10 protein-coding genes are annotated in these 15,026 nt (G+C 41.2%); all 10 read left to right on the top strand.

The window, feature by feature from the left end; translation table 11 throughout:
* Positions 1-78 precede the first annotated feature (78 nt).
* On the top strand, positions 79-2,997 hold the full coding sequence (locus ACSQ8O_RS00820; RefSeq protein WP_436240101.1) for an S-layer homology domain-containing protein: 2,919 nt from the start codon (positions 79-81) through the stop codon (positions 2,995-2,997).
* Between the two features lie 328 nt (positions 2,998-3,325).
* Positions 3,326-6,514, top strand: coding sequence for an S-layer homology domain-containing protein (locus ACSQ8O_RS00815; RefSeq protein ID WP_436240100.1), 3,189 nt, complete (start codon positions 3,326-3,328; stop codon positions 6,512-6,514).
* Positions 6,515-6,629: 115 nt separating this feature from the next.
* Positions 6,630-7,133 carry a hypothetical protein gene (locus ACSQ8O_RS00810; protein ID WP_436240099.1) on the top strand — a complete coding sequence of 168 codons (504 nt, stop codon included), beginning with the start codon at positions 6,630-6,632 and terminating at the stop codon, positions 7,131-7,133.
* A 148-nt stretch (positions 7,134-7,281) separates the two neighbouring features.
* On the top strand, positions 7,282-7,548 hold the full coding sequence (locus tag ACSQ8O_RS00805; RefSeq protein WP_056611585.1) for an alpha/beta-type small acid-soluble spore protein: 267 nt from the start codon (positions 7,282-7,284) through the stop codon (positions 7,546-7,548).
* Between the two features lie 495 nt (positions 7,549-8,043).
* Positions 8,044-9,258, top strand: coding sequence for a methionine adenosyltransferase (metK, locus tag ACSQ8O_RS00800; protein WP_056611580.1), 1,215 nt, complete (start codon positions 8,044-8,046; stop codon positions 9,256-9,258).
* Positions 9,259-9,461: 203 nt separating this feature from the next.
* Positions 9,462-9,695, top strand: coding sequence for a hypothetical protein (locus ACSQ8O_RS00795; RefSeq protein ID WP_436240098.1), 234 nt, complete (start codon positions 9,462-9,464; stop codon positions 9,693-9,695).
* Between the two features lie 197 nt (positions 9,696-9,892).
* Positions 9,893-12,496, top strand: coding sequence for a stalk domain-containing protein (locus tag ACSQ8O_RS00790; protein ID WP_436240097.1), 2,604 nt, complete (start codon positions 9,893-9,895; stop codon positions 12,494-12,496).
* Positions 12,497-12,594: 98 nt separating this feature from the next.
* Entirely contained in the window at positions 12,595-13,758 is a 1,164-nt protein-coding gene (locus tag ACSQ8O_RS00785) for a sensor histidine kinase (RefSeq protein WP_082595309.1), read from the top strand.
* Position 13,759: 1 nt separating this feature from the next.
* On the top strand, positions 13,760-14,485 hold the full coding sequence (locus tag ACSQ8O_RS00780; RefSeq protein ID WP_056611570.1) for a response regulator: 726 nt from the start codon (positions 13,760-13,762) through the stop codon (positions 14,483-14,485).
* A gap of 80 nt (positions 14,486-14,565) precedes the next feature.
* Positions 14,566-14,961, top strand: coding sequence for a hypothetical protein (locus ACSQ8O_RS00775; RefSeq protein ID WP_056611567.1), 396 nt, complete (start codon positions 14,566-14,568; stop codon positions 14,959-14,961).
* Positions 14,962-15,026 lie beyond the last annotated feature (65 nt).

The raw sequence follows: 15,026 nt of genomic DNA, 5'->3' as shown, positions 1-15,026 counted from the left end.
TAAGTTTTCATTGTTGCTACGTTGGTTATAAGTTTTTATAACAAAAAAACTTTAAAATATTAGGAGGAAATACCCTTTATGAAGAAAACATTATCCGTAGTTCTTACTTCCGCAATGGCTTTTTCGATGTTCTCAGCTGTCGCATTTGGGAAAACATCTGCTGACTTCACTGATTTGAAAGATCTTGATGCAGCAACACAAACGAAATTTGATGCGATGATCTCTGCTGGAATCTTCGACGGTGTGAGCGACACAACTTTCGGTTTGAAAGAAGAAATGAACCGTGCGCAATTCGCTAAAGTAGCAGCTTTGATTATGGGTCTTGATGTAAATAAAGATCTTCAAACTTCAAGCTTTACTGACGTTAGTGTAACCGATGCAGCAAATGGCTATGCACTTCCTTACATCGAAGCTTTGAAAACTGCTAATGTAACTGATGGTTATGCTGAAGGTCAATACAACCCAGCTGGTAAAGTAACGAAAGAACAACTAGCTACTTTCTTGGTTCGTGTTCTTGGTAAAGATGCAGAAGCGAAAGCATTGACTGGTACAGATGCGACAGTTTCTGGTTGGGCACAAGGTTATGTAGCTGAAGCTCTTGCTTTGAAACTTCTTACTAACAACGCTGATGGTACTTTCGGTGGTATTACGAATGCAACTCGTGATCTTCTTGTAACTGGTGCATACGAAGCAAAACAACAATACGTACCAGCTGGTCAAGTATCGTTGACTGAAGCGAAAGCTACTGGTGTACAACAAGTAACAGTAACTTTTAACAAACCAGTTGATACTACGAAAGCAACAGTTGCTTTGACAAAAGGTACAGCTAGCGTTGCAACAACAGCTAAATTTGCAGATGATAAGAAATCCGTTGTTCTAACTTTGACTGACGTTAAAGTAACAGAAGGCGAATACACAGCAACACTTTCCGGCCTTGATACAGCTAGCGTAGCGAAAGCGACAGCAACATTTACAGCTGAGAACGAAAAAGTAACGAAACTTAGCTTTGTAAATGCAGGTGAGTACCTTGCGAAATCAACAAAAGCATTAATTAAAATCAAAGCTGAGAATCAATATGGTGAAACAGCAACAATTAATGGCGGAAGTTATACGGCCTATGTTTCTGGTGAAACAAAGTCTCTGACAAGAAATGCAGATACTGGCTTACTAGAGATGACTTTGGATACTAGTGCACAGCAATCCGAAGTTTCTGTTATTCCTGTAAATGTATTCTTAACAAATTCATCCGTGTCTGTTCAGAAGACTTTTAAAGTTGGAACAGAGCCTTATGTTACAAAAGTTGAACTTGGCACATTGAAATATCCTGCCGGCAAAACAGTACTATCTAGCGAAGGTGACTATGCAGAAGCATCCATCGCACGTTATGACCAATATGGTAACGTAATTCCAGAAGGTGCAATTGCAACAGATCGTACAGATTTTACTTCTGTGGTTACTCCTTACAGCTATGATGCTTTGAAAATTACAGCGACTGACTATGATACAGTTAAAGTTACTTTAGAGGATGCAGTAGAAAAAGCAGCGGATTACACGGCAACGATTTATGTTGGTTCTTCAAGTGCAACATTAACAGTTAAAGTTGAATCTTCTAAAGTAGCGAACAAAGTTGAGTTTGGATCCTATGCAGGCGTGCTAGCACATGGTGACAAGGATAAATACATCCCAATCGTTGCTTATGATGCAAATGGCACGCAATTAACTGCACAAGAAATTGCTGATCAAGCAACTGCAAAACGCTTCTCCTTGTCCATCTCTGGTGCAACAACAGCTACGGGTAACAATGGTAATGATGCTATTGTGAAAACAGGTGAGCATAAAGGTCAAATTAAAATCAGCTCTGTTGATGCATCCGTTAACAGTGTAGTATTCATGAACTTAGGTATCTACTCATCCAATGTTCAAACCAATGTACAACAAAGCTTTACAATTCAAGAAGCGCGTAAGCCTGAAACGATCGTTCTTGATGGCGACAAGCCAGCTCAAAAAGCAATTGTAGGTGGAGAAACAACGATTAAATGGTTTGTAAAAGACCAATATGGTGAGAAATTAGATAGCACGATATCTGATTACGCAAATGATTATAAAGTTGAAGTAACAGTAACAGGTTCGACATATGCAAGCTTAACTGGATTAGATGCTAATGAGTTCTCGGCTACTGAACTTGCTGGTTTCAACAAGAAAGAATTGAAGCTAACAGCATTAGCAACAGGAACGGCTAAAGTTGAAGCTAAATTAATTCAAAACCCAGGCAAGACTAATGAAAATGTTCTGAAATCAGTGGATAGCTCTATGGAAGTTATTGCTAACAGCACAGATCTAACATACAGCATCAAACCTGTAACTGATATGTATGCTACTTTAGACAGTAGCGTAGTTGCTGATAAAGAGAAGCAATTAACAACGGGAACTGAATGGGCGTTTAACGGAAGCCTAGGAAGAAAATTAGTCATTAAAGCAATTAATTCCTCAGGTGATGAGGTTGCTATTCCAGCAGGTCGTGTCATCAGTGCGGCATCTTCTGATCAAAATATTGCTAAAGTCGTTCAAGACAGTGGGGATGTAGTCGTTATAGGTAATAAAGCTGGTACTGCTACAATTACAGTGGTTTATACAACTGCTGATGGTTCTGCTGAAGATAAATCTTTTACGGTAAACGTAAAAGCAGATGCTATAACAGCGGCAACAGTAACTGCTGATGCTACAAATGATATTGCCCTAACGGCTGGAACAGTCGTAGATGCGTACACTTTATTGCCAAACCTTAAGGTTGTTGACAACTATGGTGTTGAATATACAGATGTAGAACTTGCTAGATATGCAGACCTTCTAGGTATTCAATACGTTGTAACAGATGTTAATACAGGAGGAACAGTTAGTGTAGGTGCTAATGGAAAAGTTACAATTGGCGCTGGCGTAACTGAGTTTAACATTAAAGCAGTTGTTAGTGGTAAAACAGCAACAACATTGGTTAACTAAGAATTTAAATAACCAGAAGAGAAACCCACGTTATTTCAACGTTGGGTTTCTTTTTTTGCGTATTTCATCTAAAAAATAATTTTTATTAGGATGCGCAACTTTTTTGAAACCTATGCGTTTAATACTATGAAATACAAAATAACATATTGTTGTGAATTAGAAGTAAAAAATAATTCTTTACGATCCAATTCGACCACTGTATAATATACATTGGTGTGAGTTCCTCTAATTACTTAACTAGTTTACTAGTTTTCATGTAATTATTTTATGTGTCACAAGCGAACTTAGTTATATCATGCTCTAACTCTGGAAAGGAGGTGAACCAAAAATGAGTAAATCGAGCTCAAATAATAATGGTTTTAAACTAAAAAATTATACAGATATTCAAGGAGGAGAAAAAAAGGTTATGAAAAAAAGTTTATCCGTAGTTCTAACAGCAGCAATGGCATTATCCATGTTTTCTTCCGTAGCATTCGGTAAAACATCCGCTGATTTCACAGATCTTAAAGATCTTGACGCAGCTACAAAAGCAAAATTTGACGCTCTTATCAGCGCTGGTATTTTTGATGGCGTGAGCGAAACAACATTCGGTCTTAAAGAAGAAATGAACCGTGCTCAATTCGCGAAAGTTGCAGCTTTGATCACTGGTATCGAAGTTAACAAAGATCTTAAAACTTCCAGCTTCTCCGATGTTAAAGCTGATGACGCAGCTAACGGCTACGCACTTCCTTTCATCGAAGCTTTGAAAACTGCTGGCATCACTGATGGTTACGGCGAAGGCACGTACAACCCAGCTGGTAAAGTAACAAAAGAACAACTTGCTACTTTCTTGGTTCGCGTTCTTGGTAAAGATGCTGATGCTAAAGGCAAAACAGGTACTGATGCAACAGTAACTGATTGGGCACAAGGTTATGTAGCACTTGCACTTGAATTGAAACTTCTCTCCAATGGAGCAGACGGTAAATTCGGTGGTAAATCCAATGCAACTCGCGATCTTCTTTTGACTGGTGCATACGAAGCGAAAGCTCAATACGTATCCCCAGGTAAAGTATCTCTTTCTGAAGCTAAAGCTACTGGTGTGAAATCCGTAACTGTATCTTTCAACAAACCAGTTGATACTGCGAAAGCTGTTGTAGCTTTGACAAAAGGTACACAAACAATCGCAACTACTGCAAAATGGTCTGATGACAAGAAATCTGCTGTATTGACTTTGACTGATGTTAAAATTAGCGAAGGTACTTACACAGCTACTCTTTCCGGTCTTGATGCAGCTGGTGTTGACAAAACGACAGCAACATTTACAGCAGAAGACGAGAAAGTTACTAAACTTAGCTTTGTAAACGCAAGTGACAAAATTGCAAAATCCATTAGTGTAGTGGTTAAAGTAAAAGCTGAAAACCAATATGGTGAGAATGCTTCTTTGACAGGTGGTAATTACACTGCATATGTAAGTGGCCGTAATGAGACTCTTAAAAGAAACGACGATACTGGTCTTCTTGAGTTGAAATTAAACACTTTCTACAAAAATGGATCAAGTGGTGACGAAACACAATCAGAGATTGATGTTATTCCTGTTAACATCTTCTTGACTAACTCCTCTGTGTCAGTTCAAAAAACTTTCAAAGTTGGAACTGAGGCATATGTAACTAAAATTGAATTAGGCACAGCTAAATACCCTGCAACTAAAACAGCATTAACTAAAGAAGGTGATGTTGCAGAAGTTAGCTTGACTCGTTATGATCAATACGGCGATGTAATTGCTGAAAATACAGCATATGCGCAAAGCTTTAAAGATCGTTTAGTTGCTGACGCTGTAATTACTCCTTATACGTTTGATTCGCTTGTTCTTGATAAAGTGAATTCAACTTATGACAAATTGAAATTTAAACTTGCTAAAAACGTTGATAAAGATGCTGAATACTCAGCAACTGTATACGTTGGATCTGCTAGTGCAACTGTTTCCTTGAAAACACAATCATCTACTGTTGCAACTAAAGTAGAGTTTGGTACATTCTCTGGAGTTCTAGCTGAAGGTGACACTAACAAATACATTCCAGTAGTTGCTTATGATGCACAAGGCAACAAATTGTCTGCACAAGATGTCGCTGAAAATGCTAAAAACGGAAGATTCTCAGTATCTATCTCTGGAGCTAGCTACGCTGCTGGTAACAATGGTAATGATGCTATCGTTCAGTCTGGCGAACACAAAGGGAAAATCAAGTTAGATGCTATTACTTCCGGAAGCAAAGGCGTTGTATTCGTTAACTTCGGAATCTTTAATGCTAACATTCAACAAAATGTTCAAACAAGCATCACTGTTGCAGATGCTCGTAAGCCAGAGTCAATTGCTGTTGATGGATCTCTTCCAGCTGCTAAAGGTATCGTTGGTGGTAAAGCGACTATCAAATGGTATGTTAAAGACCAACATGGTGAGGCACTTGATTCAGTTTCAACTGTGACTGGCGCTAAATATACTGCTGGTAACTTTACTTTGAGATTGACAGTATCTGATGCAACTTATGCAACTTTCACTAACAACAATACTACTGCAATTGCTGGCCATCTAACTGGTACTCCTCGTACTTATGATTTCAGCGCAACAACATTCGCTGACATTAATAAAAAGGAACTTAGCTTGACTGGTTTGCAATTTGGCGGAAAAACTGAGCTTAAATTACAATTGATTGATAATACTAAAACAGGTACTCCAGTAATCAGCGAGGTTAAATCTTCTTTAGATGTAATCGAAGCTAAAGACTTGACTTATAGCGTAAATGCTTTGGCTGATTCCTTTGCAGCTCTTGACAGCGCGCTTGTAATTGCTGATGATAAGCAATTAACAAATGCAGTTGATGCTGATGGTGGTACAAACGGACTGTTCGCTAAGCACAGTAAGCTTGCTCGCAAAATTACTGTTACAGCTAAAGACAAATCCGGTGATACTGTTGTTATCCCAGGTTCCCGTATAGTGAGCGCATCTACTGACAATGGTACAGTTGCTAAAGCTGTATATGATGCAAACGATGCTTGGATCATTGGTAACAAAGCAGGTACAACTAATGTAACTGTTGTCTTCAAGAAAGAAGACGGTAACCAACAAGACGTTACAATGCCTATCAACATTAAAGCTGATGCTATTACTGTTAAAACAATTACAGCAGATGCTAATAAGGTTGTAGCACTTGCAAAAGACCTTACTGATAGCGTAGTATCAACTAAGGGAGTATACCAAGCAGCACAATTAATGAATGGTATTAAAGTCGTTGACAACTATGGCGTTGAGTACAAACGTGAAACTGGTTTGTCTGCTCCACTAGCTGCAGTTACTGATTACATTGCTAGATACCAAGCAGTACTTGGTGTTCAATACGTAATCTCTGATGTAAAAGGAACAGGTGCAAGTGTAACGTTGAACGGTACAACTGTTACTATTAACGACTCCACAACAGAGTTCGTTCTTAAAGCAATTGCTCCATCAGGCGTTTCTACTACAACTCTTGTCAAAGTTAACCCTTAATATTAGTAAGTAAAGAAAGGACCCTTCGGGGTCTTTTTTTGTTATAATAATTAAAAACCAATGTCTGGAGTGAATAATAATGTTAGGAAAAAGTAAAAAAATTGTCGCATTTTATATGAGTTTAACTATTCTTCTATTCTTTATTGGAACGGCCCAAGCCGAAGCCCCATCCCCAGGAACAACCGACCCGGTGATCACGCAAAGCTATTTCGAACAGAACACCTTAAGCGAAGCAAAGGTGAAAGAGATTGTGGCCTCTGCGATCGCAGCGAATGCTGGCGGGAGCAACGGAGGCACGAGCACTACCCCTACGGCAGCGGCGAATATGAAGGTTGTCCAATTGGAAAATGGACAAACCTTGTATGCCGGCGCTGGCTCGGAATTTATCGTGCGAAGCGGCAAGGTACTAGCCGTGAGCAACGATGAGAACGGCATCCCGGACGTAACGGGAGGCAAGGATCTGCCGGCGGGAACGGAAGTCGCGCTGAATCATCTTTTGATTTTCCCAACAGAGGGCCGCGGTATTAAGCCTTCGCAAAAAAATGACACGTCCATTTATGTTATGGTACGTGGTGGATTTTTGATTTTGAATGCTGATGGTAGTAAAGTTCTACAATAAATGTTTACTCCATAATTTTACCCAAAATGACAACTTCTTATTCGGTTCGCGGAGCCGATTCTAGCCATACTATTAGCGTACCCCATTGATCGGGTAGCTGCTTATCGAGTGCATGATCTGAACTAAAACTCTAAGGAGGCGTTTAGTTATGGCTAGAAGTAAAGTGGTTCCGGAATCGAAAAAAGCTTTAGATATTTTAAAATACGAAATTGCTGCTGAGTTAGGTCTGCCAGTAGGCAATTCGATGTCGGCCAATGCGGATACCGAATTTGCGGGTGAACTTGGTTCTATTCCTTCAAATTCTATGAAAAAAGACTACTGGGGGCATATCACCTCCAGGGATGCAGGCGCTGTTGGCGGGCGCATTACGCAACGTCTGATTCAAAGAGCAGAAGAAACCTTGTTTACTTTGTAGGTATTATTCCTTCTATTATTGTGATGAGAAAGAGGTCGGCTATAGGCTGACCTCTTTCTTCGAATTTTCAGAGATTACAAATATTCACGAACTCATTAGTTAATATATGAGTAGTATAGATAAAAGCTGTGAAAAAAAAGTGAAGCGTACCTTAAAGTAAACTTAATAAGAAGATTAATGATAATCGAAATTATAAATTGACATTACACGACAAATAAAGTAGGATGGTTAATTGAAGGTCAATATTCAATTTAACCTTTTCCGATAGGGGAAGGTTCATTTTAATGTTGTCTTTATTCATGTATTGTCTTTATTTATGCTTTATCTATTTGTACCAGTGCGGAATTCAAAGATCTTATCAGCGCATGAGCGCAAAAGAGGGATTCCGTTTGGCGAGAAAAGCTTGCGCTAAAGCCGGGCCCGATTTTTTTATCATAGAGGCATCGAGTAGAAGCTTTTCAAACATACTAAATGTAATGTAGGAGGATGAATAATATGGCTCAAGTTCGTGGACGTCGTTTATTTACATCCGAATCCGTAACAGAAGGTCATCCAGATAAAATTTGTGACCAAATTTCTGACTCGGTTTTGGATGCATTTCTAGCTAATGATCCGAATGCTCGTGTAGCATGTGAGGTATCTGTAGCAACTGGTTTGGTTTTGGTAATTGGTGAAATTACTTCGAAGTCTGAATATGTCGATATTCAAGCTATTGCAAGACAAACAATTAAGGACATTGGTTACACACGTGCGAAGTATGGTTTCGACTCCCAAACATGTGCGGTTCTCGTTTCCTTGAACGAGCAATCTCCTGATATTGCACAAGGTGTAGACAGAGCCCTTGAAGCAAGAGAAGGTAATATGTCTGATGAAGAAATCGAAGCAATTGGTGCTGGTGACCAAGGTTTGATGTTTGGTTTTGCAGTAAATGAGACGCCTGAGCTTATGCCTCTTCCGATCTCTATTTCTCACCAATTGGCTCGTCGTTTGACTGAAGTTCGTAAGAACGGCACTCTTCCATACTTACGTCCAGATGGTAAAACTCAAGTAACTGTTGAGTACATCGATGATAAACCTGTTCGTGTAGATGCAATCGTTGTATCCACACAGCATGATGAGAACACAACTTTGGAGCAAATCCAAAAAGATATTAAAGAACATGTTATTCTTCCAATCGTTCCAGCACACTTGTTGGATGAGAAGACTAATTACTTCATCAACCCAACTGGCCGTTTCGTTATCGGCGGACCTCAAGGGGATGCAGGTCTTACAGGTCGTAAAATTATCGTTGATACGTACGGTGGTTATGCTCGTCATGGCGGCGGCGCGTTCTCCGGTAAAGATCCGACAAAAGTTGACCGTTCCGGTGCCTACGCGGCGCGTTATGTTGCGAAGAATATCGTAGCAGCTGGCCTTGCTGAGAAATGTGAAGTTCAATTGGCTTATGCTATTGGTGTTGCTCGTCCTGTATCTATTGCTGTAGATACATTTGGTACGGCTAAAGTGAGTGAAGAGAAGCTTGTTGAGTTGATCCACAATAACTTTGACCTTCGCCCAGCGGGTATCATTAAAGAGCTTGATCTTCGTCGTCCGATCTACCGTCAAACTGCAGCTTATGGTCACTTTGGCCGTAATGATCTAGATGTTCCTTGGGAGCGTACAGATAAAGCAGAATCATTAAGAACTCAAGCGTTAGAGCTTAAGCATTAATATAGAGAGGCCGTCCTTCTGGGGCGGCTTTTTGTTTGTGTATTTTACCACAACTGAAATTTACTATAGTAAATATTTTAGTTTCCTTTAGCTAATAATAGTGGTACTATATGTATATGTCATCTGATGCTAATTCATAGGGAATTATGTTATGATAGGTAGAAGATAAGTTCTGCGTTGGTATACGAGAGGAGAGCGATATTATGGATACTGAATTTAAGGAATCACTTACCACGTTGCTGAGAGCAGAATTATCACCCGTATTAGAGAGATTAGACAGGCTAGAATTAGAACAATCTCAAATTAAGCAAGCCGTACTTGAAACCAACGAAATCGTGAAGCGTTTAGAAAATGTGCAAGAGCAACAACACAGGATTATTGAACTGCTCTCAGCGCGATCGATTGAACAAGAAGCTAAATTAAAGAAAATAATTTAATCATTATAGATAAGCATCTCAAGCAGAGAGCAAACCCGGGAGGGTTGTGCTCTTTTTTACATTTTTACCATTTATCTATGACATATGAATACAACATGGGGAATATCGTAACTTTTTCCATAGTTTAAGAGTCTATATAGTTATCGCTTAAATGATAGATACTAGAATTAGATGAAAAAGAGGAGTGGAACGGCAACGTGAAGGTACAGAGGCAAGTAGGAGTAGCTGCGCTGGCTTGCGCTATGGTGTGGCAGTTGGTGTCGGGAGTTACGGTAAACGCGGCGGGCACGAAGCTGACGTTGAGCTCACAGGAGACGATTACATCAGGTGCAATTATGAAGAACTACGTATGGTCGACGACACGAAGCAATAAGGAAGTATCGGTGAACGCCAATGTGATCGAAGTGGATCTGACGAACCCGAACGTGAAGATAGACGCAATGGCAGGAACGAACAATCAGTTCACGAAGAATCAGAGTGTGCTCGGCATGGTGAAGGATACAGGCGCTGTAGCAGGCGTGAACGGGGATTTCTATAATACCCAGGCGGAAGGCGTACCAGAGGGTGCGCAGATCACGAATGGACAGGTGATGGCAACGCCAGCGAAGATTTCGGGGTTGTACTCTTTTGCTATTACGAAGACGAATCAGCCGATTATTGATATTTTCGATTTCCAGGGTACGGTTACGGCAAAGGATGGGACAAAATTCGAGCTTGGTGGCGTGAATAAAACGTTCTACTGGGACGATAATGACGTTCCGCTGATTGCAGATGGTCTTTTCCTTTACACAAGTGCTTGGGCGATGACACAGCGTGCTGTGGATGGCACACACGTTCCTACTGAGGCGCTTATCCAGAACGATATTGTCAAGGAGATCCAAGTTGATACGAATGTAAAAATGATTGCTCCTGCAGATGGTTATATCCTTAGGGGTTCCGGTTTAGCGAGAGAGTTTATTGTTAATCATCTCAAAGTTGGCGATAAAATCACGACAAAATACGACATGATTCCACACGATGCATCGAAAACGTATGATTGGAAGAACTTCAAAATGCTCATTGGCGGCAGCACATTGCTGGTTGATGAGGCGAAGCCGAGCTATTTTACGCGGAATATTAATGATTTCAACGGATATAGTCCTGTTTCTAGGACAGCAGTGGGTTACTCCAAGGATCTGAAGAAGGCTTATATCATTACTGCCGATCGTAATGGTCCAAGTGCCGGGATGACGCTGCCAGAGCTTCAGCAATTCATGATTGATGCTGGTGTTTGGCGAGGGATGGTCCTCGATGGCGGTGGATCGACACAGATGGTGTCTAGGCCACTTGGTGATGTAGATCCGAAGCTAGTGAACAAAACACAAAACGGAAATCAACGTGCGGTAGCAAATGGGTTGGGCGTATATTCGACAGCACCGAAGGGTGATTTACTAGGTCTTATTTTAAAAGGGCAATCCTTATTATTCGTAAATGAATCCAGCACTTATCAATTCAAAGCTTATGATGACTATTATAATCCTATAGCTGTAACAGGTATTGTTCCACAATGGAGCACCACGATAGCCAATGGTTCGTTTAAGGATAACGTATATACACCAACAATGCCTGGGAAAACGCAGATTGTCGCAAAATCAGGCAAAGGATCCGCAACAATGGATGTCGAAATTGTCGGGCGTGATCAGATTACGTCGATGGCTTTTAGCTCAGGGTCATTCTCATTGACGGAGGGTGGCGATTTCAAGCTTCCTATTACCGTTACAACACGCAGTGGAGCAACGCGAGAATTACCCGCGGCATCAGCGACTTGGGAGCTTAGCGGAGTTAAAGGGACGATTACGAATGGCGTTCTGCACGTAGACAGCACAGTTGGAGCGCAAACAGCACAGGTCATCGCTCACTACGATGGGTATAGCACTATAGTAACCTTGCCTGTCGGACAGGAGAAAGTGTGGTACGATTTAGATAAGTTTGCAGTTATGACAACAGGTGACAAATATCCGGCAGAGGTCGTTTCTAGCGTCAATATTGTGCCGAACAATGGAAATAAGAACTTGGAAATCGCCTATGATTTCTCCAAGGGACTAGGAACGAAAGCAGCATATGCGAGGTTTAATAATGGGAATGGTGCGCCGATTGAGGGTGAACCCGAATTTATAACGGCTAAAGTCTTGGGCGATGGCAGCTTCAATTGGGTGCGTGCAGAGGTCATTGATGCGGATGGCAAGCTGAATTATGTCAGTTTTACGGAAAATATGAACTGGACAGGCTGGCGCAAGGTGACGGCGGATGTGTCGGATCTGAAAGCACCTTTGCTGGTGAAAAGCATTTATGTAGCAAATCCTGCTAACGGGCAGGATGAAAGAGCCGTGAAAGGGAAAATTAATATTGACGATATTTCATTTATTTATAAAGGACAATTGCCATCGCTACCGAAAAATGCAATCAAGCTTAACGTAAATAAGAAGCAAGCAACTATAAATAGCAAGCCGATGACGCTGGAACAAGCGCCGACGATCGTGAAGGATAATACGTTGGTTCCGATTCGTTTTGTCACAGAAGCATTGGGTGGCACTGTGAAGTGGGATGATAAAGAACGTAAGGTAACCGTCCTTCGTGGTGATAAACTAATTGACCTATGGATTGATCAAGCTGATCTCCTGGTAAATGGAAGTCGTGTCACGGCAGAAGTGGCTCCAGCGATCATGAATAATGTGACAATGGTCCCATTACGACTCATTTCTGAGAGATTAGGCTTCAAAGTAGGCTGGGATCCCCAGAATTACGGAATTTCTATTGAATAAATAGTACTAGAAGTACACGGCAAACGGGAAGAACTATGCTACAATATGGGGTAGACAACTTACTATTATAAGGTTTTATTAAAAGGAGCTCGTTTCATGTGCAACCAGACGCTATAGACAAGGTCATAACCAACGCCATTAACGTCATGGAAAGCAGCAAATATCAATTATTTGAGATTGCTGAGTCATCACGCTTAGAGAAGGAGTCGCTTACTCGGGAGCTCAATGACATTAAGCATGAGACGGGTGTCACGATTGATCTCGTGGATATGTTAGAGAAAGAATACAAGCGGTCGCGGATCCGACTTACGGAAGTCAGTCGAGATTTCAACAAGTATCGAGAAGAAGATATCAAGATTGCTTATGAAGCCGCTATCGCTTTTCAATTACAGCTAACCGTTGCGCGTGAAAAAGAGAATAATCTCAAGATCCGCCGCAATGATCTGCAGGTTCGCATGAAGAATGTGGACAAACAGGTAGAACGCGCCGAAACTATCGTCTCTCAGATGAATGTTGCATTGGAATACTTGTCAGGGGACCTCAATCAGTTAACACGTATTATTGAGTCTGCTAAGAATCGACAACTGCTGGGGCTCAAAATTATTTTGGCCCAAGAGGAAGAACGCAAACGAATCGCGCGCGAAATTCATGATGGTATGGCTCAAACCTTGGCGAACGTTGTGCTTCGGACTGAAATTGCCCATCGGATGCTCGTCAAGGAAGATATTTCTGCGGTGAAGGATGAGTTAATTGATTTAAAGGGACAAGTCAGAAATGGTCTTGAAGAGGTTCGCAAAATTATTTTCAACCTCCGACCAATGGCGCTCGATGATTTAGGGATTGTGCCTACATTACGGAAGTATGTGCAGGATTTCGAAGACAAATATCGAATTCACACACAGTTTAACCTGGTCGGAAAAGAAACACGCATACCGTCTGGGTTGGAGATTGCCATTTTCCGCTTGGTGCAGGAAGCTTTATCGAATATAAACAAACATGCCAAAGCAACCTTCTTGTCTGTTGAACTCACGCTAGAACCAGATCAAGTACAGATTTACGTTGTAGATAACGGAATCGGCTTTGATGTTCCGCTAACAGAACTAAGAATAGCCAAGGGGAATAACTTTGGTCTACTGGGAATGAGAGAGCGTGTAGAGCTGCTAGAAGGTACCATGGTTCTGGAGTCCGAGAAAGATTCAGGAACAAAAATTACGATGCTCATCCCTATCGGCGGCGTTGGAGAGAACAAGGAGGAAAACTAGAATGGACAACACGGCGAGTCACAAACGCAATGTACATATTGTCATTGCAGACGATCATCAGCTTTTTCGTGAAGGTGTTAAACGGATCATTAATATGGAAGATGACATGGAAGTTATCGGTGAGTGTGGCGATGGCATCCAAGTCATTGAATTGTGTAATCAAATCACGCCCGATATCGTGCTCATGGACATTAATATGCCCCTGGAGAACGGTGTCATTGCAACAGAACGTCTGAAACTAATCTTTCCTGATATTAAAGTCATCATTTTATCTATTCATGATGATGAAAGCTATGTGTTTGAGACACTTCGTAAAGGGGCTTCAGGTTACTTGCTGAAGGATATGGAAGCAGAGTCGCTGATTAATGCCATTCGTTCTGTTGTTGCAGGACATGCCTACATTCATCCTAAGGTAACGGGTAAGCTAATCAATCAACTAAGACGTATGACGTATCTGGATGACGTTGGTGTGGTTGGTACGGGCACAGGCGTGAAGGATTCTGGATTGAAGTACATACATAATGCGAACAGCCCACTAACCAAAAGGGAAGCAGAAGTGCTTCGACTTATGGCGGAGGGCAAGAGCAATAAGCTGATTGGCGAGTTCTTGTACATCAGTGAGAAAACAGTGAAAAACCACGTGAGTAGTATTCTTCAAAAAATGGAAGTTGATGACCGCACGCAAGCGGTAATTATTGCAATCAAGAATGGTTGGGTAACATTGTAATTCGCTATCCTGCATTTCTGCGCCTATAGGAACCCCCCTTTGCACTGCCGCATACACTGCAGGTAAGGGAGGGACCCGCTATGTGGATTGGATTGCTTTGTATCTTCGGTTGCTATGGCGTGAGCATTATCGTGCTGCATCTCTTATTGGGTACCCGTAAGGGATTGAAGAAGAAACCTGCTACTGTATTACTTGTTACCAAAAACAATCAAAATCAAATTGAGTGGGTTATTCGCTCATTATTTTTCTTTTCGCGTGTAAGAGGCAACCAGGTCAAGGCTACGATTATTGACGAGGGGTCGTCTGACGATACAAGAGAGATCATTGAGCGTTTATCCCAAACGTATGCCTTAGAGTTGCGTTTACAGTCTGACTACGATGCCGTTGATCGTTTCCTAAGTCAGCATGACGAAGATCCTGTTGTACTTGTTCACCTCAGTAATAGGGAGGAACTCGTAAAAATTCCTGTTATCTAAGGGCAAACGCTTTCAATATATCCTACACACTTCAACCAACATACGCGCCAAATAATTTGATGAAG

This window comes from Paenibacillus sp. LjRoot56 (assembly GCF_964253335.1).
GTDB lineage: Bacteria > Bacillota > Bacilli > Paenibacillales > NBRC-103111 > Paenibacillus_E > Paenibacillus_E allorhizoplanae.
Note: the sequence above shows the minus strand (reverse complement) of the source record. Positions and strands in the feature narration are given on the sequence as shown.